Source organism: Leptospira alstonii serovar Sichuan str. 79601, from assembly GCF_000347175.1.
Taxonomy (GTDB): domain Bacteria; phylum Spirochaetota; class Leptospiria; order Leptospirales; family Leptospiraceae; genus Leptospira; species Leptospira alstonii.
In genome coordinates, this window is record NZ_ANIK01000003.1 from 1 (window position 1) to 22,156 (window position 22,156).

General features: G+C 41.3%; 16 protein-coding genes. 6 read left to right on the forward strand and 10 right to left on the reverse strand.

The genetic code is table 11. The features are described from left to right. The first annotated feature begins 349 nt into the window (after positions 1-349). Positions 350-799 carry an OsmC family protein gene (locus LEP1GSC194_RS00315; RefSeq protein ID WP_020771757.1) on the forward strand — a complete coding sequence of 150 codons (450 nt, stop codon included), beginning with the start codon at positions 350-352 and terminating at the stop codon, positions 797-799. Between the two features lie 7 nt (positions 800-806). Here LEP1GSC194_RS00315 and LEP1GSC194_RS00320 read toward each other — a convergent pair whose 3' ends face one another. Both LEP1GSC194_RS00320 and LEP1GSC194_RS00325 read right to left on the reverse strand, forming a co-directional pair. Beyond that, positions 807-3,968 carry a SpoIIE family protein phosphatase gene (locus LEP1GSC194_RS00320; protein ID WP_020771988.1) on the reverse strand — a complete coding sequence of 1,054 codons (3,162 nt, stop codon included), beginning with the start codon at positions 3,966-3,968 and terminating at the stop codon, positions 807-809. Positions 3,969-4,249: 281 nt separating this feature from the next. After that, positions 4,250-5,710: an NAD-dependent succinate-semialdehyde dehydrogenase gene (locus LEP1GSC194_RS00325; RefSeq protein ID WP_020771925.1), complete on the reverse strand. Its 1,461-nt coding sequence runs from the start codon at positions 5,708-5,710 to the stop codon at positions 4,250-4,252. Positions 5,711-6,237: 527 nt separating this feature from the next. On the opposite strand from LEP1GSC194_RS00325, the gene LEP1GSC194_RS00335 reads away from it, so the two are divergent. Then, the gene (locus LEP1GSC194_RS00335) at positions 6,238-7,569 is read left to right on the forward strand and encodes an alkaline phosphatase D family protein (protein WP_020771894.1); all 1,332 of its coding nucleotides are present in this window, start codon (positions 6,238-6,240) and stop codon (positions 7,567-7,569) included. A gap of 7 nt (positions 7,570-7,576) precedes the next feature. Further along, entirely contained in the window at positions 7,577-8,398 is an 822-nt protein-coding gene (locus LEP1GSC194_RS00340; RefSeq protein ID WP_021064480.1) for an alpha/beta hydrolase, read from the forward strand. 199 nt (positions 8,399-8,597) lie between these two features. Here LEP1GSC194_RS00340 and mtnP read toward each other — a convergent pair whose 3' ends face one another. The 3 genes from mtnP to LEP1GSC194_RS00355 all read right to left on the reverse strand — a co-directional run bounded on the left by mtnP (position 8,598) and on the right by LEP1GSC194_RS00355 (position 12,231). Further along, a complete protein-coding gene (gene mtnP / locus LEP1GSC194_RS00345) occupies positions 8,598-9,461 on the reverse strand; it encodes an S-methyl-5'-thioadenosine phosphorylase (RefSeq protein WP_020771922.1) in 864 nt (287 codons plus the stop codon). A gap of 98 nt (positions 9,462-9,559) precedes the next feature. Further along, the gene (locus tag LEP1GSC194_RS00350) at positions 9,560-11,128 is read right to left on the reverse strand and encodes a methyl-accepting chemotaxis protein (RefSeq protein ID WP_020771914.1); all 1,569 of its coding nucleotides are present in this window, start codon (positions 11,126-11,128) and stop codon (positions 9,560-9,562) included. A 254-nt stretch (positions 11,129-11,382) separates the two neighbouring features. After that, on the reverse strand, positions 11,383-12,231 hold the full coding sequence (locus tag LEP1GSC194_RS00355) for a bifunctional helix-turn-helix domain-containing protein/methylated-DNA--[protein]-cysteine S-methyltransferase (RefSeq protein WP_020771768.1): 849 nt from the start codon (positions 12,229-12,231) through the stop codon (positions 11,383-11,385). A 482-nt stretch (positions 12,232-12,713) separates the two neighbouring features. On the opposite strand from LEP1GSC194_RS00355, the gene LEP1GSC194_RS00360 reads away from it, so the two are divergent. Then, positions 12,714-13,439 carry a hypothetical protein gene (locus LEP1GSC194_RS00360; protein WP_020771747.1) on the forward strand — a complete coding sequence of 242 codons (726 nt, stop codon included), beginning with the start codon at positions 12,714-12,716 and terminating at the stop codon, positions 13,437-13,439. Positions 13,440-13,509: 70 nt separating this feature from the next. Here the strand turns inward: LEP1GSC194_RS00360 and LEP1GSC194_RS00365 are convergent, their stop codons facing one another. The 3 genes from LEP1GSC194_RS00365 to folE form a co-directional block, all read right to left on the reverse strand. After that, complete coding sequence (locus tag LEP1GSC194_RS00365) at positions 13,510-14,283, reverse strand: cobalamin-binding protein (RefSeq protein WP_020771869.1); 774 nt, start codon at positions 14,281-14,283, stop codon at positions 13,510-13,512. A 242-nt stretch (positions 14,284-14,525) separates the two neighbouring features. Beyond that, complete coding sequence (gene acs, locus LEP1GSC194_RS00370; RefSeq protein ID WP_020771833.1) at positions 14,526-16,490, reverse strand: acetate--CoA ligase; 1,965 nt, start codon at positions 16,488-16,490, stop codon at positions 14,526-14,528. Positions 16,491-16,652: 162 nt separating this feature from the next. Continuing rightward, positions 16,653-17,204, reverse strand: a complete 552-nt coding sequence (gene folE / locus LEP1GSC194_RS00375; protein WP_020771742.1) for a GTP cyclohydrolase I FolE — start codon at positions 17,202-17,204, stop codon at positions 16,653-16,655. 192 nt (positions 17,205-17,396) lie between these two features. Here folE and LEP1GSC194_RS00380 point away from each other — a divergent pair, with 192 nt between their 5' ends. Together LEP1GSC194_RS00380 and LEP1GSC194_RS00385 are read left to right on the forward strand one after the other, a co-directional pair. Further along, a complete protein-coding gene (locus tag LEP1GSC194_RS00380) occupies positions 17,397-18,602 on the forward strand; it encodes a glycosyltransferase family 4 protein (protein WP_020771948.1) in 1,206 nt (401 codons plus the stop codon). Between the two features lie 482 nt (positions 18,603-19,084). Beyond that, positions 19,085-19,630 carry a hypothetical protein gene (locus tag LEP1GSC194_RS00385; RefSeq protein WP_020771851.1) on the forward strand — a complete coding sequence of 182 codons (546 nt, stop codon included), beginning with the start codon at positions 19,085-19,087 and terminating at the stop codon, positions 19,628-19,630. Between the two features lie 298 nt (positions 19,631-19,928). Here LEP1GSC194_RS00385 and LEP1GSC194_RS00390 read toward each other — a convergent pair whose 3' ends face one another. Together LEP1GSC194_RS00390 and LEP1GSC194_RS00395 are read right to left on the reverse strand one after the other, a co-directional pair. Beyond that, entirely contained in the window at positions 19,929-20,108 is a 180-nt protein-coding gene (locus LEP1GSC194_RS00390) for a DUF1289 domain-containing protein (protein WP_020771767.1), read from the reverse strand. A 5-nt stretch (positions 20,109-20,113) separates the two neighbouring features. Next, positions 20,114-21,901 (reverse strand): cation:proton antiporter, encoded by a 1,788-nt coding sequence (locus LEP1GSC194_RS00395; protein WP_020771846.1) that lies wholly within the window; start codon positions 21,899-21,901, stop codon positions 20,114-20,116. Positions 21,902-22,156: the final 255 nt, after the last annotated feature.

Below are 22,156 nucleotides of genomic sequence, written 5' to 3' on the forward strand. Positions count from 1 at the left end.
ATTCGAAAAGGAAAGTGGTAGGAGTAGATACAAAGTAGTAAAAATCTTTTAATAGTCGATCTCCTTCCATTCAGTTAAGCTTTTACTGCACATTCTCGCCTCTGGTAATGCTCGGGAACACAGATTTTGGAATAAACTTTGAAATACAACCTAACATGAATTCGATATAACAAATGCGAAAGCGATTGAAGCGGAATCAACAAATTGGAATGACGAAAGAATTTCACTTTTAGAGCAACCTATCAATTTGTTGATTGGAGCAGAAAGCGCGGTCCGGTGCTTGGCAAAGCCAAGAACCGGATTCGCCCAAACTTTCAACCGTAGAACACGTTAACCTAAGGAAACGAACATGTCCGAATACAAAATCGGTTTACTTTGGAAAAAAGGACCTGAAGATTTTAAATACGATTCCTACGATAGGACTCACTCGATCCAGTATGAAGGCGGTCAAAAATTATACGGATCTTCCACGCCGGAAACGTACGGCAAGGCGGAATATACAAATCCGGAAGAACTATTGGCTTCTTCCGTGTGCAGTTGCCATTTTTTGACCTTCCTTGCAGTCGCCGCAAAGAGCAGATTTATCGTTTCCGACTATCAGGACAATGCGGTAGCAACCTTGGAAAAAAACGAAGAAGGAAAGATGGTCGTTACCAAAATCGAACTTCATCCCAAAATAACCTTTGAAGGGGAAAAAATTCCGGATTTTGAAACGTTAGTCGGCCTTCACGAAAAAGCCCATAAAATTTGTTTTATTGCGAATTCGATCAAAACGAACGTAACGATCCATCCTAGATAAAGGATCGTTACGACTCGGTTTCCACCATATTCTGAGAATACTTTCTCAGAACGTCTTGAATTTTTAAAATGACTTCGTGTTTCGGATCCACGGAAAGCGCAATTTCAACCATTTCCATAGCGCGATTGTAATTTTTCAATGCGATGTAAATCTGGGCGAGATTCACCAAATTCCTGATATGAGTCGGTTCTCTCAGTTTCAATCTTTCTCCGAAGTCCAATGCTTTTTGAAAACTTCCCGCCTTACGAGCCGCATTCGACGCGATATAAAGAATTTCCTTATCGACCGGTTTTAAATTCAGATAATCTTCGGCGTAGATCGCCGCGTTTTTATAATCCTTCTTTTTAAGAAAAAGACTTACTAAGAGTTTTTTCACTTCGGGAATTTGATTGTTTAAGGATTCGGCCTGCTCAAGAAAAGAAATCGCTTCTTCGATTTCCTTATTTCCCGCTCCTTCTTTAGCCTTTTTGAGAAGTTCCCTGATTTGTTCTCTTTCGTGCACCTGTGCGATTTTAGATCGACTCGGATTTTCTTTAAACGAAACTCGAACCAAAGAAAAATCGTCCGTTAAACTTCCGTGTTTTTGAATTCCCTCGTAGATCGATTGTAATTCCCCGTTGCCTTCTTCAACCTGCCTCAAAAAAAGTTTCTCGTCGTCGTTGATGACCCTTCCGCCTTCGGAATCCGTGCCGAGAAGAAGATCGTCTCTTCCGTCCGATCCGGCGATAATTACGTCTCCCGGTTCCATTTGAAAGGTTTTGATAAATACGGTTCCGTCCATTCCCGTGGTTCCCAACTTTCTGAACATAAGATCGTCTTCGATAAAACTTGCGATTCCATCCCGATACAAAACCGTCCAAGGATGTTCCGCATTGATGAAATACAACAAACCCGCTTCGTCGTCTATAACGCCTAACACAAGTGATACGAGCATGGAACCGTCGAAACTTTCGAAAACCTTATGCAACTCCAAAAACGCGTTTTTCATCCAACGTTCGGGAGACTGTTCTTTCATCGAGACCACCATTCGGGTTCTTTCTAGGATCGATTCGAAGACGGCCCCGAGTACGAGCGCACCTCCCGCTCCCTGCATGGATTTACCCATCGCATCCGCGTTTAAGAATACGGTAAAATATCGATCCTGTAGTTCGATTCCGTTGGAGATATTGATGTCTCCTCCGATTTCATCCTTGAATCTTCTAAAAGAGAATTTCTTTTTTTGTTCGATCAGAAAATCCACTTTTACGTTTTCCTGACGAGCTTTGTTCGATCCCAAAGGTTTGATCAATAAGGAAGTTAAAAAATAATCTCCGTCTTGTTGTTGTTTCAACTCCTGGACTTCTTCCAAGGTCTGTTGCAATTCTTTGGTTCTTTCTTTTACCTTTTCCTCGAGCTCATCCGCATATTCCTGCAGACGTTTTCTTGCGGCTTGAATCGATCTCGCCATTCTGTTAAACGAACGGGAGATAAATCCGATTTCGTCCTCTACTTTCACTTGAAGACGATATTCCAAGTTTCCGGAATTCGCCTCTCTCAAACCGATGACTACGTCTTCGAGAGGATTGAGCAAAGCCCCTTGAAAGAAAAAGCGAAATCCGAACAAAACGAGAAACAAAATACAAAGCGCGGATATATACAAAATTTTACCGGTAGGATTTAGAAATTCCCGTAATGACAAGTATCGAAACCCGACCTCGTAAATTTTTCCTCCGGACATGTAAAAATAAGAAATGTAATGTTCGGGGATCTGTCCTCCCAATTCGTAGATTCTTTCTCCTTTATACGTTCTCTCGTCCGGTTTTCTTATCTGTGTAAGAAGTGTATTGAAAATCCGATCTCTTGTAGCCGAATCCGTCACGTTCGGATTCAATGCGGCTTTTTTGAGTTCCTTGAGAGTTCCGCCGATTCCCGGAACATCCGATTGAAAGAGTTTATCCAAAGAGACCGGATCGTTTTTTTCCTTCGGAGGTAAATGAAAGTATTTGTTCCTGAGTACGACCGACTTATTTTCCAAATTATCGAAAAACGATTCTATGTCTTTCCCAGAAAGTTGAGTTTCTTTTTTGGAAAAAAGATATTCTCTTACTCCAGCTTTATAAGCCTCAAAACCGGAAGGAGAACTGCTTAATATATCCTCCGCCCTTTCTTTAAAATTCTCTTTAGGAAGAGAAGGAAGTTTGAAAAGTTTATGGGCTATATTAAAAAAACGGAATTCTCTCAACACGGATTCGTCCGGTTGTTTGGAATTTTTCGGAAAGAAGGACTTTATCGAATCCGTTTCGGGATCGTATTCGAAAACGTATTCCACGTCCTTGGAAACTTCCGAACCGGATGCGGAAAGTCGGACCTCTTTTCTTTTGATCAAGTCGTATGATTCTTCGTATTGATTGAAGATGAATATGCTAACGATCTGCAAGATCAGAAAAAAAGTAGCCAAGGTGATCCCGGTGATTCTGGAAAGAATGGAGGTTTTTTCGCTCGTATAATTGATATAACCTACGAGCACGACAAACAAACCGATTACGAGAGAAATATCCAAAACCGTCTGATACAATTCCCTGGAAACCGCTCCGTCCCTGCTCATTGCGTTGAATATACCAGGGACAAGAGTGACTAACGTCATAGGTATAAGGATAATTCCTGTGATGACCCTTTCCTTTCCTTTCAGTTTTATCATTCTCCAAAAACCGATCGACGTAAAAAGGAAGGTATAAAGAAGAATAACTCCCGAATAAACCTTATAAAAAAGATTGATCTGAAAGTCCCAATAATGGCCTGAAAAATAAAAAACCCTTTTTGCAAAGAACGATTCGTAATAATACCAGAGACAGACGATGATTATGCCCGAAAGAGCGATCGAAAAAATCGGGATCACTATCTTTTTGGAAACGGGTTGCGGATAGTGAAGAAAGAACATGATGAGAAATAAAAATCCCCAAAAGGGAGAAGGGATCACGATCCATCTATGAAACACGGACGAAGGTCCGTAAAAAGGAAAACCCACCATATAACCGAGATGAAATATTCCGAGGCATAAGATACCGACGCTCAGATAAATCGTACCGGACGCTTTTTCCTGAATGGAAAAGAAAAAGAACGTTGTGAAACCGATAAAAAGAACTCCGATCAACGAAGCCAAAGAGAAATAATTTAAATAGATTAGATCCATATACAGGCACTCTAAATACTCTTCAAATTATTACCGTCAAGCAAAAAGGAAATTCGGAACAAGTATGAATGTTACGAATAGCAAAGATCGAAAATATAAGAAGTCGAGAAGCGCTGACGATATTGTGTAAATGACGTTCTTTAAAAAGAATGTGTCTAAGAAGTTATAAAAACCGTATGTCCTTCCGTTTGAAAAAGAAAGAGTTTGAACTCTACAACGTTAGATTTTTATAATAAAAGATTTGTTTTTTGGGCAAAATATAAACTAACGTTTATTGTTCCTTAAAAGCCGCCGATGCAGACATATTTGACGTTAAGGTATTCATACGTTCCGTATTTCGATCCTTCTCTTCCAAAACCGGATTCTTTCACTCCGCCGAAGGGCACCTGTTCGCTGGAAATGAGGCCTTCGTTGATTCCTAACATTCCCGACTCGATCTTTTCCGAAAGAAGTCGAATCTTGCGATAATCCTCGGTATAAGCGTAAGCCGCCAATCCGGAAGGCGTAGAATTCGCGATTTGAATCGCTTCTTCAACCGACTCAAACCGATATACCGGAGCGATCGGCCCGAAAATTTCCTCTTTCATCGAAAGGGAATTTTCTTTTGCTTCCGAAACGACGGTCGGAGAAAAAAATAATTTACCAGGTTCGATCCGATTTCCTCCGACAACGAGTTTTGCTCCGGTCGATTTTGCATTTTCGATATGACTTTCCATTTTGCGGACCGCCGCTTCGTTTATCAACGGACCCATGTTCACGTCTTTTTCAAATCCGTTTCCCGTTTTTAATTTTAAAGCCGCCTCTGAAAACGAACTTATAAACTCGTCATAAATCCCTTTTTGAACCAAAAATCGATTCGCGCAAACGCAGGTTTGTCCCGAATTTCTAAACTTGGAAAGAATCGCACCGTTAACGGCGGCTTCCAGGTCGGCGTCGTCAAAAATCAAAAAGGGAGCGTTTCCTCCTAACTCCAAAGAAAGTCGTTTTAACGTTTTAGAACTTCTTTCCATGATGAGTTTTCCTACGCGAGTGGAACCGGTAAAGCTGATCTTCTTTACGTCCGTGTGATCGATTAAAGTGTTCGCGATTTTTTCCGGATAACCCGTCAGGACTTGCAAAACTCCCTCCGGAATTCCCGCTTCCTGTGCAAGCGCGACTAACGCGAGCGCGGAGAACGGCGTCAACTCGGAAGGTTTACTGATTACCGTACAACCCGCGGCCAAAGCCGCACCCGCTTTACGGGTGATCATCGAAGAAGGAAAATTCCAAGGAGTTAAAATTCCGCACACGCCGACAGGTTGTTTTAATATTTCAATCTTCGTATCTTTTCTATGACTTGGAATGATGTCTCCGTAAGTACGTTTTGCTTCTTCTGAAAACCATTCCAGAAAAGAAGACGCATAGTCAATTTCACCCCTCGACTCGCTCAAAGGTTTTCCTTGTTCCAAAGTCATTAGAATTGCGAGGTCTTCCCGATTTTTTTTCATTTTTTCGGCCCAGTTTCGAATGAGAATCGAACGTTCCTTTGCGGGCCTACTCGACCAATCTGCAAACGCCAGTACGGAAGTTTGAATCGCTTCCAAAGTTTCCTTTGGACCTAAGGAAGGAACGGAACCTAAGACCTCAAGGTTTGCGGGATTGTATACGGAAATTTTTTGACTGGGATCTCCGGACTTCCAAGATCCTCCCCAAAAAGCCTCCTCTCTAAATAACTCTTTTCTATGAAGAAATTCCAAACTCAAGGACCAACCTCGTCCTTTTTATGTATTCCAAAAAAGAGAAAAAGAAAGAAGAATCCGGTTTGTATGGAAAGAATTTTTTAGAATTATCATGACAACGAGTAAAAGAAGCGGGGGCGATTTTTTATCTTCGATCTATGCGTTTCTTAAAACGTTCAAATTCTTTTTTCATAAAATTTGTCTCAAAACTTTCATTAAATTCGCGCAAAACAATTACGGAGATACGTTCATACAAATCACTCCTCTAGTAATAAAACCACAACAACCATTTCTTTTTTTGTTAGATAAGTATTCAATAGAGTCGTTGAAAAATGAATCCTCCATTTATTTCTGTTTCATGGAAATGGACGATTGAAGCAGTTTTGTTGAACTAGGCTATGGAATTTTTCAACAACTCTAATAATCATTGAATGGACTTACAGGTCCGATGAAAACTTTTTTCATTGACCGTATTGTAATTTAAAGTCTTATCATAAACCCGTGAATCTTTTACGATCACCGCAATATTATTTGCCAAAAGGAATCCATATATGAAATTTCGAATTCTAAAACACAAAACGTTTCTTTATTATTTTCCGTTCATTTTTATTTTTCAAATCAATGCGGAACCGGCAAAAATCGTTTCCGGACCGATCCTGGGATATTCCACTTTAAAGGAAGCTTTAGTCTGGGTTCAAACCGATAAAACGTCCCAAGTTGCATTAGAATATTCTGAAATTGGAAATCCTAAAAACAGGTTTTTTTCCGAAGAGATTCAAACGAAGTCGGCGACTGGTTTTATCGCAAAGCTGATCGCAAACCGCGTCGAACCCGGTAGAAAGTATCATTATAATATACTCATAGACGGAAAAAGGATCAAGGAGGAGCATCCTCAAATCTTTCAAGCGCAATCGTTTTTTGCCTATGCGTCCCGTCAAGATCCGCCCTCCTTCTCTTTTGCGCTCGGTAGTTGCGCTTACGTTAATGAAACCGAATTCGACGCTCCGGGAAAACCCTACGGCGGCGAATACTTTATCTTTAATTCCATTCTTTCCAAAAAACCGGATTTTATGCTTTGGCTCGGAGACAATATCTATTTAAGAGAACCTGATTGGGATTCAAAAACCGGTTTCTTACACCGTTACAGACATCAGCGTGGAATTCCCGAACTCGCTCCACTTTTTGCATCGGTCCATCATTATGCGATTTGGGACGACCACGACTTCGGTCCGAACGACGGGGATTCCTCCTTTTGGATGAGGGATACTTCGGAAGAAATGTTCAAACTCCACTGGGGAAATCCGAATTATGCTAAGGAAGGAATCTACGGCTCCTTTATTTGGGGAGACGTTCAGTTTTTTCTTTTGGATAACCGAACTTTCAGAACGGCTAACAACAATAAGGTGATAAGCCCAAGACAGATTTTGGGGGAAAAACAGTTTCAGTGGCTCGTTAATTCTTTGGCGTATTCAAAAGCCACATTCAAGTTTGTGGCAATCGGCGGACAATTCTTAAATCCGAATTCCATTTTTGAAAATTACGCGACCTATCCCGAAGAAAAGAAAAAAATTCTTTCAGCAATTCGAGACCTAAAAATTAAAAATCTGATTTTTCTCACGGGCGACAGGCATCATACCGAGTTGAATTTTTTCGACGAGGACGACTTACCGATTTACGATTTTACGGTTTCGCCTTTAACCTCCAGGTATCATTCTCCGATTTCGGAAAAAAATCCTTTGCGTGTGGAAGGAACCCTTGTCGATAAAAGGAATTTCGGAACGGTCTCCGTAAGCGGAAAACGGGGTGAAAGAAAACTGGTTCTACAGATATTCGACGCATACGGAAAAGAACTTTGGAAAAAGGAAATCCTTCCAACCCCCTAATCATCGTATGAAACGATCCATGAATCTCATTTTTATATTTTTATTAGCCGCCGTCCTTTTGTTTTTGTTTCTCGTTTGGTGGAATCAAGACCGATTGATTTTTTTTCCGGAAAAACTTCCCGAAAATTTTATATTCCGTTTTTCGAATGAATTTCAAGAAATCAAACTCGATACGCCGGACGGAGAAACGAGTTACGGACTTTTCTTTCAATCGAAGAGTAACGTCTCCAAAAAAACGGTCTTGTTCTTTCATGGAAACGCGGGAAGTTTGAGAACTTGGGGAGGAATTTACGAAGACTTTCTTCCTCTCGGATGGAATATCCTAATCACCGATTATCGAGGTTATGGAAAAAATTCGGGAAGTATTTCGGAAAAATCGATGAACGAAGACGCCGAGTTATGGTTGGATTACTCGCTCAACGTACTTAAGATTCCCAGAAACGAGATCGTTATCTACGGTCGCTCCATCGGCACCGGGGTTGCCGCAAACCTGGTTTTTAAAAATCCGGATCTGAATTTGTTCTTAGAAACCCCGTTTACTGATTTACCGTCCCTGGCTAAAAATTATTATCCCTTCCTGCGACCTTGGATGTTACGTTTTCAATTTTGGAATCTGACCAAACTGGAAGTCGTACATTCTAAAATCAGGATCTTTCACGGAACGCAGGACGAAATCGTTCCCTATTCCAACTCTGAAATCATATTCAAAAAACTGAAAGAACGAAACCGGGACGCGATTCTTTTTACGATCCCGAACGGTTCCCACAACGATCTTACGATTTACCCGGAATATCACCGGGCTTTGAAAAAAAGTCTGGATGAAATTTGATTCGAGTGAATTCGGTTTTACGAATGCGGAAGGGATCGAAGCATAAATACTGCAATGCAACATGCACTTGATAAAATTCTAATGAATACGGTCGTACCTCATGTTGCTTTGCAGATTGAAGCGGAGAGCCCGGTCCATTCCTTGGGCTTTGCCGGAGCCGCCCTTATATAGGTAAATCCTAAATGAATCGTTGATCGGATTAAAAATATTCCGGAAAAAGAACGTTGAGTTTTTTTACGGTCTCGGGATTTCTTTTTTCGGGCGCTGTGATGATCGAATAACGCGTACTATTTTTTAAACTCAGGTCGTCCCCGTTTCCGATTTCATGAATCAGTTCCGAAAGAAGTTTTTTAGCGGTCTCCGCGTTTTTCGTAAGATTCGCGATCACCATTTCAACCGTGACCGATTCCTCGCCTTCTCTCCAACAATCGTAATCGGTAGACATACAAATCATCTGATAGGCGATCTCCGCTTCGCGGGCGAGTTTCGCTTCGGGAAGCGCCGTCATGTTGATGATGTCCGCGCCCCAAGAACGATAAAGATGGGATTCGGCCTTCGTGGAAAAAAGCGGCCCTTCCATACAAACCAAGGTTTTATCCGTATGAATTTCCAAACCGATCTTTTTAGCGGTTTGTTCGATTCTTTTACTTAGGTTATGAGAAAACGGCTCCGCAAACGGTGCGTGTGCGACAACTCCGTTTCCGAAATATGTGGAATTTCTGGAACGAGTGCGATCGATGATTTGAGAAGGTAAAACGAAATCGAGAGGTTTGATCTCTTCCCTCAAACTCCCGACCGAACTGAATGCAACGATCTCCTCGACGCCGAGTTGTTTGAGAGCGCAGATGTTCGCGTGATTCGGAACTTCAGGCGGTGAAAGAAAATGTCCGATTCCGTGTCTCGGTAAAAACGCGATCAGCTTTTCTTTGTACTTACCGATTTTGATTTTGTCGGAAGGTTTTCCCCAAGGTGTATCGGGGTGGATCTCTTCGATCAATTCCATTCCGTCCAAACTATAAAGTCCCGTTCCACCGATGACGGCCGCTTTTACGCTATGAGGCATGAATCCGTTCCCCTTAAAAAGAAAGTTATGATTTCTTCAAGGACAGTTTTGGAAAGAGGATCTAAATTGTAAATCGGAAGTGTTTCAACGAAATCGATTTAAACGACGCTCAAAGCCTTCAAATCTTTCGACTGCGTTTTGATCTGCAAAACTCCGTCTTGAATTTTTCCGGATTCCTGTGTGATCTCGTTGACTTCTTTTTCCAACTCCAACATGGCCTTCATCATTTCTTTTTGACCGGTCATTTGTTCTTCCGTGGAATAAAACAATTCGTCCGATAACTTTTTTACCTTCTCGAGATTTTTTACGAAATCGTTTACGATCTTGGTTCCGCGTTCATACAACCCGTTCATCTCTTCGATTTTAGAAACGGTAAGACTGATTTTAACGCTTTGATTTTGGGTTAAATGTCCCGTACCTTGGGAAGCCCGATTGGCTTCTTCGATAAATTCAAGGGACTCTTGAACGACCTTGGAAATCATCTTCGCATTTGTGGCTGTAAATTCCGCAAGTTTACTTACCTCTTGAGCGACTACGGCAAACCCGCGTCCTGCGGCGCCCGCACGAGCGGCTTCAATCGAAGCATTCAAGGAAAGAAGATTTGTTTTATCCGCGATTTCTCCGAGGATACGATTGATCTCATCCACGCGCTGAAACGAATTCGAGATGTTCTTTAAGAACTCGCCGGTTTTTTCAACGGATTCTTTTACGACTTCCATTTCCATTTTACTTTCTTTCGCATTCGTATCCAAACCTTTTGAATGTTCGGATATTTTCGCGATCACGTCCAAAAGGATCTGGGATTTTTGATTGAGTTCGATCAGATTTTCATTTTGAATTCGAATCGAATCGGCGTTATTCTCGGAACCTTTCGATAAGGACACGATCACCGCGTTGACTTGTTCCAGAGAAGCGGCTTGCGATTCCATCTTTGCGCTGGTCAAACTCGTAAATTCCGAAAAGTTCGTCACCGAAGTCTCCAAGGTTTCCGCGGAAGAATGAATTATCTTTCTGTTATTCTCCAACTTATTTAGAAAACTCTTATTCTCCTCAAAATAAGAAGAGGCTTCCTTATAGAGGTCGTCGAATAAATTCATCAAACGATAAAGAATAAAACTCACTCCGGCCATAAAAACAATCTTGGTGATTTCCGCGCTGAGTTTAATATAACCAGGTTTCATATTAATCGCGTTGTCTTCGGAAAACTGTAATCCGTGAAACGCGGCGTTGGTCAAGGCGATCGCATATCCTATCGAACAAAACAAACCGGTTGCGAGCACAAAATTGGGTCTGCCCAACAAACCGGAATAGGCGATTATAAAATAATAAACCGAATAAAGGATCGCGTTTTTGAGAACGGGAGCGACGATTTCCGAGGAGACCATACTGTCCAAAAAAATCGTCATACTCAATATAAGAGAATCAAATATTATAAATAAGTTATGAACCCAATGCTTGACGTCGTATTTTTTATATAGGATAAAACCGAAAACGGTGTAAACAAACATGAAAAAAGCGGCGGAAGAATGAATGATTTTGATCTGATACTGAAGAGCTTTAAAACTCGAAGCCAAAGAGATCAACATCATGACCATAATTCCCATTCTGGCGTAATAAGTAAGCGCTTCTCCCTTTTTGCGAATGGATTCTATAGATTGATTGGACATACACCAAACGTTTATAAAATTTAATTTAAGTAAATGAAAAGCGGAAACTCTTTCGGAAATCTTGTGGCCGTATTATAAAAAGACAAATTGTAATTTCAGAACGATGGAATTTTTACACTCATTCTTAATATTTTGTTCGAAATCTCGGGTGATTAGCCGGAAAATAGTTGGAAGAAGAAACTTTCAGGATGTAAAGGAATCCGTAGTACGCTCGTTTCCGTACAATTTCAAAATCTTTTTCCGAATTTTCGATCTTAGGATTTGTCCAAAACTAAATTGTTTGTCCTGCTCGCTTCCCAACCGATCATAGCCATTTTTCTTTCGGAACCCCAACGATATTCTCCTATCCCCCCGGTACTTTTAATCACTCGATGACAAGGAATCAGGTATCCGATCGGGTTTCTGCCGATCGCAGTTCCCACCGCCCTCGAAGCGCTTTCTTGTCCGATGGAACTCGCTATATCTGCGTAAGAGGACAATTTACCTTCCGGAATTTTAAGAAGCGCTTCCCAGACCTTGATTTGAAAATCGGTTCCCTTGAGATGAAGTTTGATTTTCTCTTTTCCCTTCCATGTTTTATCGAAAAATCGAACGACTCGATTTTGATTCTCGTCCGTTTGCGGAATCAGATCGGCTTGATCCCACTGTTCTTTCAGTTCGGAAACGATTTGTTCTTCGGACACATCATAAAAAAATAAATTACAAATTCCTTTTTCAGTGGAAGCGACCGCGTAATCGCCGAAGACGCTCTTTTGAAAGCTGTATCGAATTTTGAGTTTTTCACCTCCGTTCTTGAATTCCCCGGGGGTCATTCCCTCTATCTTTACGAACAGATCGTGTAATCGGCTCGTTCCGGACAAACCGGTCTCGAACGCTGCATCGAACAAAGTGGCTTGCGGTCTGGAAAGTATGGATTTAGCATTTTGTAATGTAATGTATTGCAAAAACTGTTTCGGACTGACGCCCGCCCATTCCGTAAAAAGTCTTTGAAAATGAAACGGACTTAAGTTTACGGATTTTGCGATTTCGTCCAATTCGGGTTGAGAAACCGAATGTTTTTGTATGAATTGAATTGCGGCGGCGATTTTTTTGTAATGATCCATATTAGAATGTTATCCGAAACCCCGAGTTTTTAAAACCCGATCCTTGCTGTTTTTATAATATTTAGTAAGTTCTCAATTCGTTCTTTTTACTCGGTTTTTGCGGTTCGTAAATCTTTTCGTAGGAGTTCCTACTTCGAGCGGGTTAGGTTCTAGAATAAAAATGACAGCCCTAACCACTAAAACTTAACATCGAATGCGGGCGCATAGTCGGCAACCTTTTTGGCTAAGATAGAAAACCATTTTGAAACTGCCCGACCATCAGGCTCTCGGCTCTGGTCAAGTTATTGCAAAATCACCCGATTACGAAAATCAATTCTAAAATCCGATAACTTGACCCTGTGTCGATCCTTTGCGCGAAAATTTTTCACAAAAATTAAAATCAATTTCGTGAAAAGTTTCAAAAACTTTAAAGATAAAGAATAATCTTAAAATCAAAATAATTCTACAAAAGCTTAAAATAGAAAATAGAGACCCTATAAAAAATGATAAAATCAAACATCTGGAGAATTTCCGAATTCATCGATCCGATCTATGCCGAATGTTGGCTTAGAAGTCCCGCAAAACTTGTCGAACCATTTCCATGTAGCTTGTGTGGAATCGGAGGCAAATATGATGAAGCGCCGAGTCCATTGGTAATCGAATGGGAAGAAGGATCGGACCATATAGGCGATTTTTCGTGGCCTTCGGGTGGACGTGTGGTTGTCAAAGAAACCGTATTTAGAGCGCTCAATGAAATTGTCGGAGAACTCAGCTCCGGTCCCGTTGAGATGGTACAAGATCCGAAATTACGACCACCGGTAAGAAAAACGAAAAGAAAACCTAGAGTGTATTTACCTTATCAAGGGCCGCCGCTTGTTGAACTTATAGTGGATAAACAAGTACCGTTTTTGTCCCAAACAACAACGAAGATTATCGATCAATGTGAAGAATGTAGGCGAGTCCGAAGAGAACTAGTAGGAGTAGAAGTAGAAGTAGAAGTTAAAGAACATCTTTGGAACGCATCATCTCAGAAATTGATATCAGTGTATAAACCCCGAGAATCAGGAAAAGGATTGTTTGTATCATCTTCCGACATTGGCAGTAATGCTATATTTTTTCGTGTCGATGAATTCAGTAACGCGATATTATGTAGCGATAAAATGAAAAAAATACTTCAGGAGAAGGGATTTAGCAATATCGATTTTCTTGCTTATGGCGAGATGATCTAAATCAAACAATTCAAAGCAATATCAGAAACAATAAAAACAAACAAATTTTTGGAACAGATTCTTAAACGAACTAAGAATGAATCAATTTTACGAGCTGATCGATCCCTTCTTCGAACAATGCGGGGCCCGGCTGAAGAATGATCGAAGGGTTCAACTCGTAAACTTTCCGATTGCGAATCGCATTTATATTTTGCCAATCCGGATGTTTTTGCACCCATTCAAAATTCACGGGCTTTCCGCACCAAGAACCTACGTAAACGTCCGGATTTGCTTTTGCCACATCCATCGATGTGATGATCCTATCTTTGGCCAAGGATTTTGTTTTGAGATGTTCAAAACAATCTTTTCCGCCCGCGAGCTCGATCAGCTCGCCGACCCAGGAAATCCCCGTAATGATCGGCTCGTCCCATTCTTGAAAGAAAACGGAAGGACGACTTCGAGTAGAATACTTTCGTTCGATTTCGTCTAACTTTCTTTTCCAACCTTCGATCAAAGTTCGTGTTTCGTTACCCTTTCCTACGATCGATCCGAAAAGCGATAACGTATCAAAAATCTCCGTAATCGTTCTTTGATTGGTAACGAGTACGTTCAATCCTTCCGAGATCAGTTCCTTTGCAAGTTCCGCTTGAATATCCGAAAAGCCGATGACAAGATCCGGTTTTAATTCTTGAATTCGTTTAACATTTCCGCTGATGAACGCCGAAACCTTCGGTTTTTCTTGTTTGGCCCTGAAAGGTCGAACGGTATACGCGGAGATTCCTACGATACGTTCTTCCACTCCGAGTAAATAAAATAACTCGGTCGTTTCTTCCGTTAGGCAGACGATTCTTTTCGGTCCTATCAAATTTTTATTCCTCTTTCTAAAAATTAATTTTTGAGAACGATGTCAGGTTAAAATTTTTCCGTTTTTGTTCATCAAGCTGCCTGATTTCTGTCAACATGATTTTAGGATTTTACAAGGGCTTTATATGCAATAAAACGCAAGTGTTCCGACAAGAATGAAGCTTTTTACTTGCAAAAAGTATGATTTTCTGATATTAGAAAAATCTCCCGAGCCTTTCGCGATCCTTAGAGTGTAAATCCAAATTAACTGTGAAATTTTCTTTTGTCCTCGATCAACTTCTGAACCACGGAAGGATCCGCGAGGGTCGAAGTGTCGCCAAGGCCCTCGAATTCTCCCGAGGCGATCTTTCTCAAAATTCTTCTCATAATTTTTCCCGAACGAGTTTTCGGAAGCCCAGGCGTCCAATGAATCACGTCCGGTCTCGCAATCTTACCGATCACCTTTTCAACGGTTGCGATTAGATCCTTTTTCAAATCGTCGTTAGTCGCAACACCTTCCTTTACCGTCACATAAGCGTAAATTCCCTGACCTTTGATATCGTGCGGAAATCCGACCACCGCAGCTTCCGCAACGGATTTGTTTTCTACGAGCGCGCTTTCCACTTCGGCGCTTCCTATCCTATGTCCGGAAACGTTAATCACATCGTCGACTCGACCTGTGATCCAATAGTAACCGTCCTTATCTCTTCGCGCTCCGTCTCCGGTAAAATAATATCCTTTAAATTGGGAGAAATACGTATCAAAGAATCGTTTCGGATCTCCGTAAACTCCTCGCATCATCGAAGGCCAAGGAGCTTTAATACATAGATTTCCGGAAACGTCCCCCTTATCCGTAAGTTCTTTTCCGTCGTTATCCACTAAGACCGGTTGAACTCCAAAAAACGGTAATGTCGCCGAACCAGGCTTTTGCGGAATGGCTCCCGGCAAAGCCGTGATTAGAATCGATCCCGTCTCGGTCTGCCACCAAGTATCGACGATCGGACATTTGCTTTTTCCGATATTCTTAAAATACCATTCCCAAGCTTCGGGATTGATCGGTTCTCCGACTGAACCCAAAAGACGAAGAGAACTCAAATCTCTTTTTTGGATATGGCTTAAACCCTCTCTCATCAAAGCGCGGATGGCGGTCGGAGCCGTGTAAAAGATATTCACTCCGTACTTATCGATGACGTCCCAAAATCTCCCGGCATCCGGATAAGAAGGAACCCCCTCGAACATTACGGAAGTGGCTCCGTTGGATAAAGGGCCGTAGACTAAATAAGAATGCCCCGTCACCCAACCGATATCTGCCGTGCACCAATACGTATCTTCCGGTTTTATATCGAATACATAATGAAATGTTAAATTAGTTCCGAGAAGGTAACCACCCGTAGTATGCAGAACGCCTTTCGGTTTTCCGGTGGAACCGGAAGTATAAAGAATAAAAAGAGGATCTTCCGCATCCATCGACTCCGGTTTACAATAAGAAGGTAAATCCGGATCGTTCATCAAAAAATGATACCAATGATCCTGACCGTCTTTCCAAGTCAGACCGGATTCGTTGCCCGTACGACGAACAACGATTACGGTTTTAACGTTCTCTTTGGATTTTTCGAGAGCAAGATCCACGTTCTTTTTGAGTTCAACGGGTTTGCCGCCTCTAAAACCTCCGTCCGCCGTGACAATCAACTTCGGTTTACAATCGTCGATTCTACTTTGAAGAGCTTCCGGAGAAAAACCGCCGAACACGACGGAATGAATCGCGCCAATCCGAGTACATGCAAGAATTGTAATTGCCAATTCGGGAATCATCGGAAGATAAACTAAAACTCGATCCCCTTTTTTTACTCCGTATCCCTTGAGAACGTTTGCAAAACGATTCACTTCCCTATAAAGGTCGAAGTATGTAAGAATTCTGGATTCCGCGGGATTGTCCCCTTCCCAAATCAAAGCGGCTTTGTTTTTTAGAGGAGTATTGATATGTCGATCTAAGCAGTTGTAGGAAACGTTGAGTTTTCCGCCCTTAAACCATTCCACTTTTGCGTTTTTAAAATCGTGACTTAAAACCTTGGTCCATTTTTTAAACCAAGTCAACCGGTTGGCTTCTCTCGTCCAAAACTTGTTCGGATTTTCAATGGATTCTTTATAAAGAGATTTATAATCTTTGAGAGTGATGTTCGTATTTTTTTTAAATTCTGCGGATGGTGGAACGATTCGTTCTTTTGCCATAACTTCCTCCGGATTCGGCAAAGAATGTTTCTTTTTTTCCCTCTGTCCACCAAATTGCGGAAACGAAATTACGAAACCTCCGCATATCCGTACAACCGGCTCTGAAACGGAAAGAATCCATCAACTAGCCACCGCAGTCTGGAACGGGTTTTAGGATGATCCTTAAGTGGATCCCGTTCGAATGAGATCCAAAAATTCGGAACGGGTTACCATGTTTTCTTTAAAAGCGCCTAACATACAAGAGGTGAAAAGTTCGGAGTTTTGTTTTTCGACTCCTCTCATCATCATACAAAGATGTTTCGCTTTGATGACCACCCCGACTCCTTGCGGCTCAAGAACTTCTTGAATAGCGTACGCGATTTGTTCGGTGAGGCGTTCCTGAACTTGAAGTCTTCTAGCAAACACGTCTACGATCCGAGGAATCTTACTGATCCCGATGATTTTTTTATTGGGAAGATAGGCCACATGGGCTCTTCCGTAAAAAGGCAAAAGATGATGTTCACAAAGTGAATACATTTCGATATCTCGAACAAGAACCATACCGTCGGTGGGTTCCTCGAAGATGGCTCCGTTGACGATTTTCGTAATGTCGGCGCGATAGCCGGATGTCAGAAAGTCGTAGGCTTTTTTCACTCGCTTCGGAGTGTCGAGAAGACCTTCTCTATTCGGATCTTCTCCGATCGATTTCAAAATATTTACAATATCTTCTTCCAATTGATACTCTCTTCGTTCGATTTTCCCGTGTCAGATCGGGAACTTCTCTTTAGATTCTTTCCGAATTCTTTCGGTTAACTTTTTTTCAAGAATCCGACGTTTTCATTCCCATTCTCGAAACTGCCTCTTGAATCTTCCATCGGATTTTCATTTTCTTGCAGATTTCCAACACCGAGTCATTTTTGTCCGATCATGAGAAGCCACAAAGAGGAAGTAGAAAAGAACGACACTTTGACGATCGGATTGGATTCGCGTATGATCGCTCATTCCGGAATCGGGATGCGAATCCGCGGTCTTCTGAAATATCTCGGCCCGGCCGCCGCAAAAGAGAAGATTCGGATTTTTCTTTTTGGAGACGTAAAAACGATTTTGAACGAAGGGATTTTGTGCCATGAGTTTTCCGGCTCGGATGAAATTCCGAACGATCCCGAATCCAAATCGAGTTCTTCCAAAAAGGAAAAAGATTTTTCTTATCCCGTGATCTCTTACCATTCTCCGATCTATTCTCTTTCCGAGTTTTTAGGTCATCCTTTAATGGGGAGAATGGACCTTTTGGACGTTCCCCATTTCAACGCACCTTTGCGTTATCTTAAAAAATCGATCGTAACGATTCACGATATCATTCCGTTTCGAATGAAGGAATTCCATTCAAGTTTTGTAAAACGAATTTATATGCAGGTAGTCTTTCGTTTGCTTCGACTGTTTTCAAAAAAGATCGTGTCCGTTTCCGAATACACGGCCAAAGATTTAGAATCCGTTTTCGGTTTTTCTAAAAAGGAAACGAAAACGATTTATAACGGAATCGACCAATCCGTTTTTTATCCCGCCACCTCTGCGGAAAAAAAGAATTTTCTGAAAAAATACGGACTCAAAGAAGGATATCTTTTGAGCGTCGGAATCGGAAAAGGTCATAAGAATTTAAACTTCGTTCTCAACGTTTTAAAACCTCTTTGGAATTCCAAGATTTTAAAGACCAAATGGGTGTTAGGCGGCGCGTCGGGAAAAATTCCAGATTACCTGCAAGCGGATATCGGCGACTATGAAAATCGAATTCTCCCCATGGAAAGGTTATCATTGGATGAACTTCGTTGTCTTTATTCTTGTGCGGAACTTTTCATCTTCCCTTCAAGATACGAAGGTTTCGGATTTCCTCCTTTAGAAGCGCAGGCCTGCGGTTGTCCGGTGATCTCTTCCAACGCGACGGTAATGCCGGAAGTCCTTCAAGACAGCGTGTTTTACTTCTCTCCCGACAAACCGGAAGAATTGGAAAAACTTCTGAGAGATTTTTTAAAAAGTCGGAACAAAAACTTAGTCGCAAAAGGGAAAAGGAATTCCGCAAGATTCACTTGGAAAAAGGCCGCCCTCGAAACTTTAGAGGTTTATAAAAGTCTCCTTTGAAAAGGTTCGTAGCAGTTTTAAAATCCCTCAACCAATTCGTTATAATCATTCGGTAAGTTCCGCCCCCCTCCTAAGAAACAATTCAGGAGTTCCTACAATTCTAAAGTTTGAAGTCGGTTTTTTAGAACTGATTTCAATACGCGTTGTGTTAGAGCTTTCACATAACTTCTGAATAGCCACGGCCCTTCCCTCCCAAATCATACTTGACCAAACTTTACATCTGCGGAAACTTCATTCTTTTCTACGCCGACTGCACTCAAAGAGATTGGTCCATGCGTTATTTACTTTCAATCTTGATGTCGGTCAAAAGCGGATCGAGTTTACGGAGAAGGATTCAGAACATAGCCAAAACATTCTGTCGCTCCTAACTCAATGATAATCAATCAAAAGATTGGAGTTGGTATCTTTGAAAAATATACAAAGCTACAAATATGCAAAAAACTGAATTCGCTTCATAATAACTACAAAGTGGTAAAACAAAAATGAACATTCATTGGAAAGGATTGAACGAAAAACTTACGGGAATCACATTGTTGACCAGTTTGTTGGCCGGAGTGAGTGGAGGGATTTTCAGTTTAAACGAGTATTTGGAAGATGTAAAAGCCGAAAAGATAAAATCCACACTGGGTTACGTATCGAATTATTCCACCGGAGAAATTTCCACTTCGAATCAAAGGTTATTTGAAATGTGGGAAAGAGAATACCCAGAACTGGAATCCGCTTTAGAAGCGAATAAAAACGACGCAAAGAAACAAAATGAAGCCTACAAATTGAAATCTTTATCAATCATAAAGGCAAATAACGCAGGTAAAGATATCGACGTCCTTGTAGGTTTTTATACGTCCCTGATACATTGTGTTCAAAGAAAGATATGCGATGAAACTTCCGCAAAAACTTTTTTTCATTCCGACATGAATCGTTTTATCAAATTACACTCCGCATATATCAATTATTTACAAAAAAAATGGGATAAGGATATCGGGATGGAAATTGAAAACTATCTCAAGAATCAAACGAAAACCAACTGAAGACGGTTAGAAAGAGTTTCTTCGTCGGAATTTGAATCATCCTATAATTAATATATAAAAGAGATGCTGCTTCCCCTTCAATGTTATTTCCGACTCAAGGGCTTTAAAAAATTATTTTCAGAACGCAGTATGTAAATTTCAGAAAAATTAATTAATCTCATAATTTTATTAACCGACAGCCAATTTAAATTATTTATGATTTTATATTAAATTTTTAAAAATAACATCTTAAGTTTTCGCACATTAGAAATCTTGTTTGAGATAATTAAACTATTTTTGTTTTCTACTTCTTTAGAAATCACTTTCTCTTAGAAAGAATTTCTTCCTTGCGAACTTTCAATGTTAAGAATAGTTCCTCTCTTTCGTCGTCGGTGTAACGGGACCAGTTTCCGATTTCGTCGATGGTCCTAAAACATCCCCGGCAATAACCGGATTCAAAATCCATCGTACAGATTTTATTACAAGGCGAACGAACCAATTTGTTTACTTCACTCTAACTTTAGACTTGGAACGGACTTTTTTTCCTATCGGTTTTTTCTCCTTTGTCTCAAGGGAAAAGTTCACAGGCTCAGTTTTCACACGACCTTTGTCGGAACGATCCACGATCGTATTCATTTCCTTAAAAAGAGACATTCCGCTGATTCTACCCGGAACAATTACGTGAGCCGCGCCGCTTTCCACAAGAATCTTGGCCTCTTGCACGTCGTCCGTGGTAAGAATAATGGAAGGTTGTCTGCGATGACAAATTCCTTTGAGCGATTCCAAAAGCCTACGACTGGTCGTTCCCTTGAGAATCATATCGGAGATCGTACATATTACATATCTTGCATCTTCGATTCCAAGATGATGCAACGTTTCCGGATTCGCCAGATCGCCGTAAGCCCAACGAATCCCTTTCGCTTCCAGAAATTGACGAAAGACCGGATTGAAGTCCACGATCAAAATTCGATTGAGCCATTCCGGTTTTTCACGTTCGATTTCTTCCAAAAGACCTTGTGCAATTCTAAAATAACCGAGAATGACGATATCTCTTTTCGGTTGGCCCGTGATATGGGATTCGGTTTGATCTTCCTCTTTCTCTTTTTCTTTCAGACCGATCATCCCCAATATCCTTAAGATAAATCTTGAAATCGGATCGTTGAATAAGATTATATATGTGGAAACGACGGAAGCGAGTATCATCGAAGTCAAAACGGTGGATTCCAATTCTTTGCTGATATGTCCGTAACCCATTCCCAATGCGAGAATCACGAGCGAGAACTCGCTGATCTGAGCTAAGTTCAAACCGGTCACGATTCCGGCTCTGAGCCCTTTGCCGGAAAAATAAACCGGGGTCGCAACCGTAATCACTCTACTGAAAATCACAAACACAACCGCTATCAAAGAAACGCTGATAATCTGAATCGAAGGAATCGGAATTTTCATTCCAAGTGCGACGAAAAAAAGAGTGATGAAGAAGTCTCTGATCCCCGAAAGTTTCGCGATAACGTCCGCGCCGTAAGGAAACGCGGCGATGCTGACTCCGGCGATCAAGGCGCCCATCTCTTTGGAAAGACCCGCTCTTTCCGCAAGACCGCAAAGTAAAAAACACCAAGCGATCGAAGTGATCAAGATCAACTCCGGCTTGGAAGCCGCGGCTTGAAACAATCTGGATAAAAAGAATCTACTGATTAAAAATGCGACGCATATAAGGACCAAACCAATTCCAAGCGAACCCCCAATCTTTAAAATCTGAGGATTTTGAAGATTGGGTTGAACTCCCATAAAAATGATCGCCCAAATATCTTGAAGAACCAAAACTCCGATCGTAAGACGACCTGCGATCGTACTTACTTCGAATTTATCGTGCAGAAGTTTAACCACGATCATCGTGGAACTGATGCCAAGCGCGATCGCAAAATATAAGAGATCGAATTTACCGGCAAAACCCGCAAGAATTCCCTTAAAAAATAAAAGCCCGAACAATACGCAAAATACGAACTGGGTGATACCGAGGATGAACATGGATTTCCCCATACGAGCCAGTTCTTTCAAATCGATTTCAAGACCGATGATGAACAAAAGAAGAATCAACCCGATCTCGGAAATCAACTCGATACTCTCTTCGTTAACCACAAGACCCAAACCCAAATTCGGCCCAAGCAAAAGTCCCCCGGCCACATAACCCAGAATCAAAGGTTGTTTCGTAACCCTGGCGATATGCGAAAAGAACGTAGCGAAGATGATGCTTAACGCTATGTCGTTTAACAAGGAAAGTGAATGATGCTCCATCTACGGTTTTATCCTAAACTTTATTTCTTACCGCGCCTTGGTTTTTACGATAAGCGTTCGGTTGTTTTCCTATCAGATCTTGCCCTATTTCGGATAATAGCAAACCCGACATTTCGTTGTTTTTATAATAACCAAATTCGCATGTTGCTTAGATCTCAAGATAAACTTGTCGGAACTCCGACAAGTATCGCCGCTTTTAATCGTTCTTATTCCGATTATCCTCTCAACTTATGGAATTGATTACGGCCTTTACGT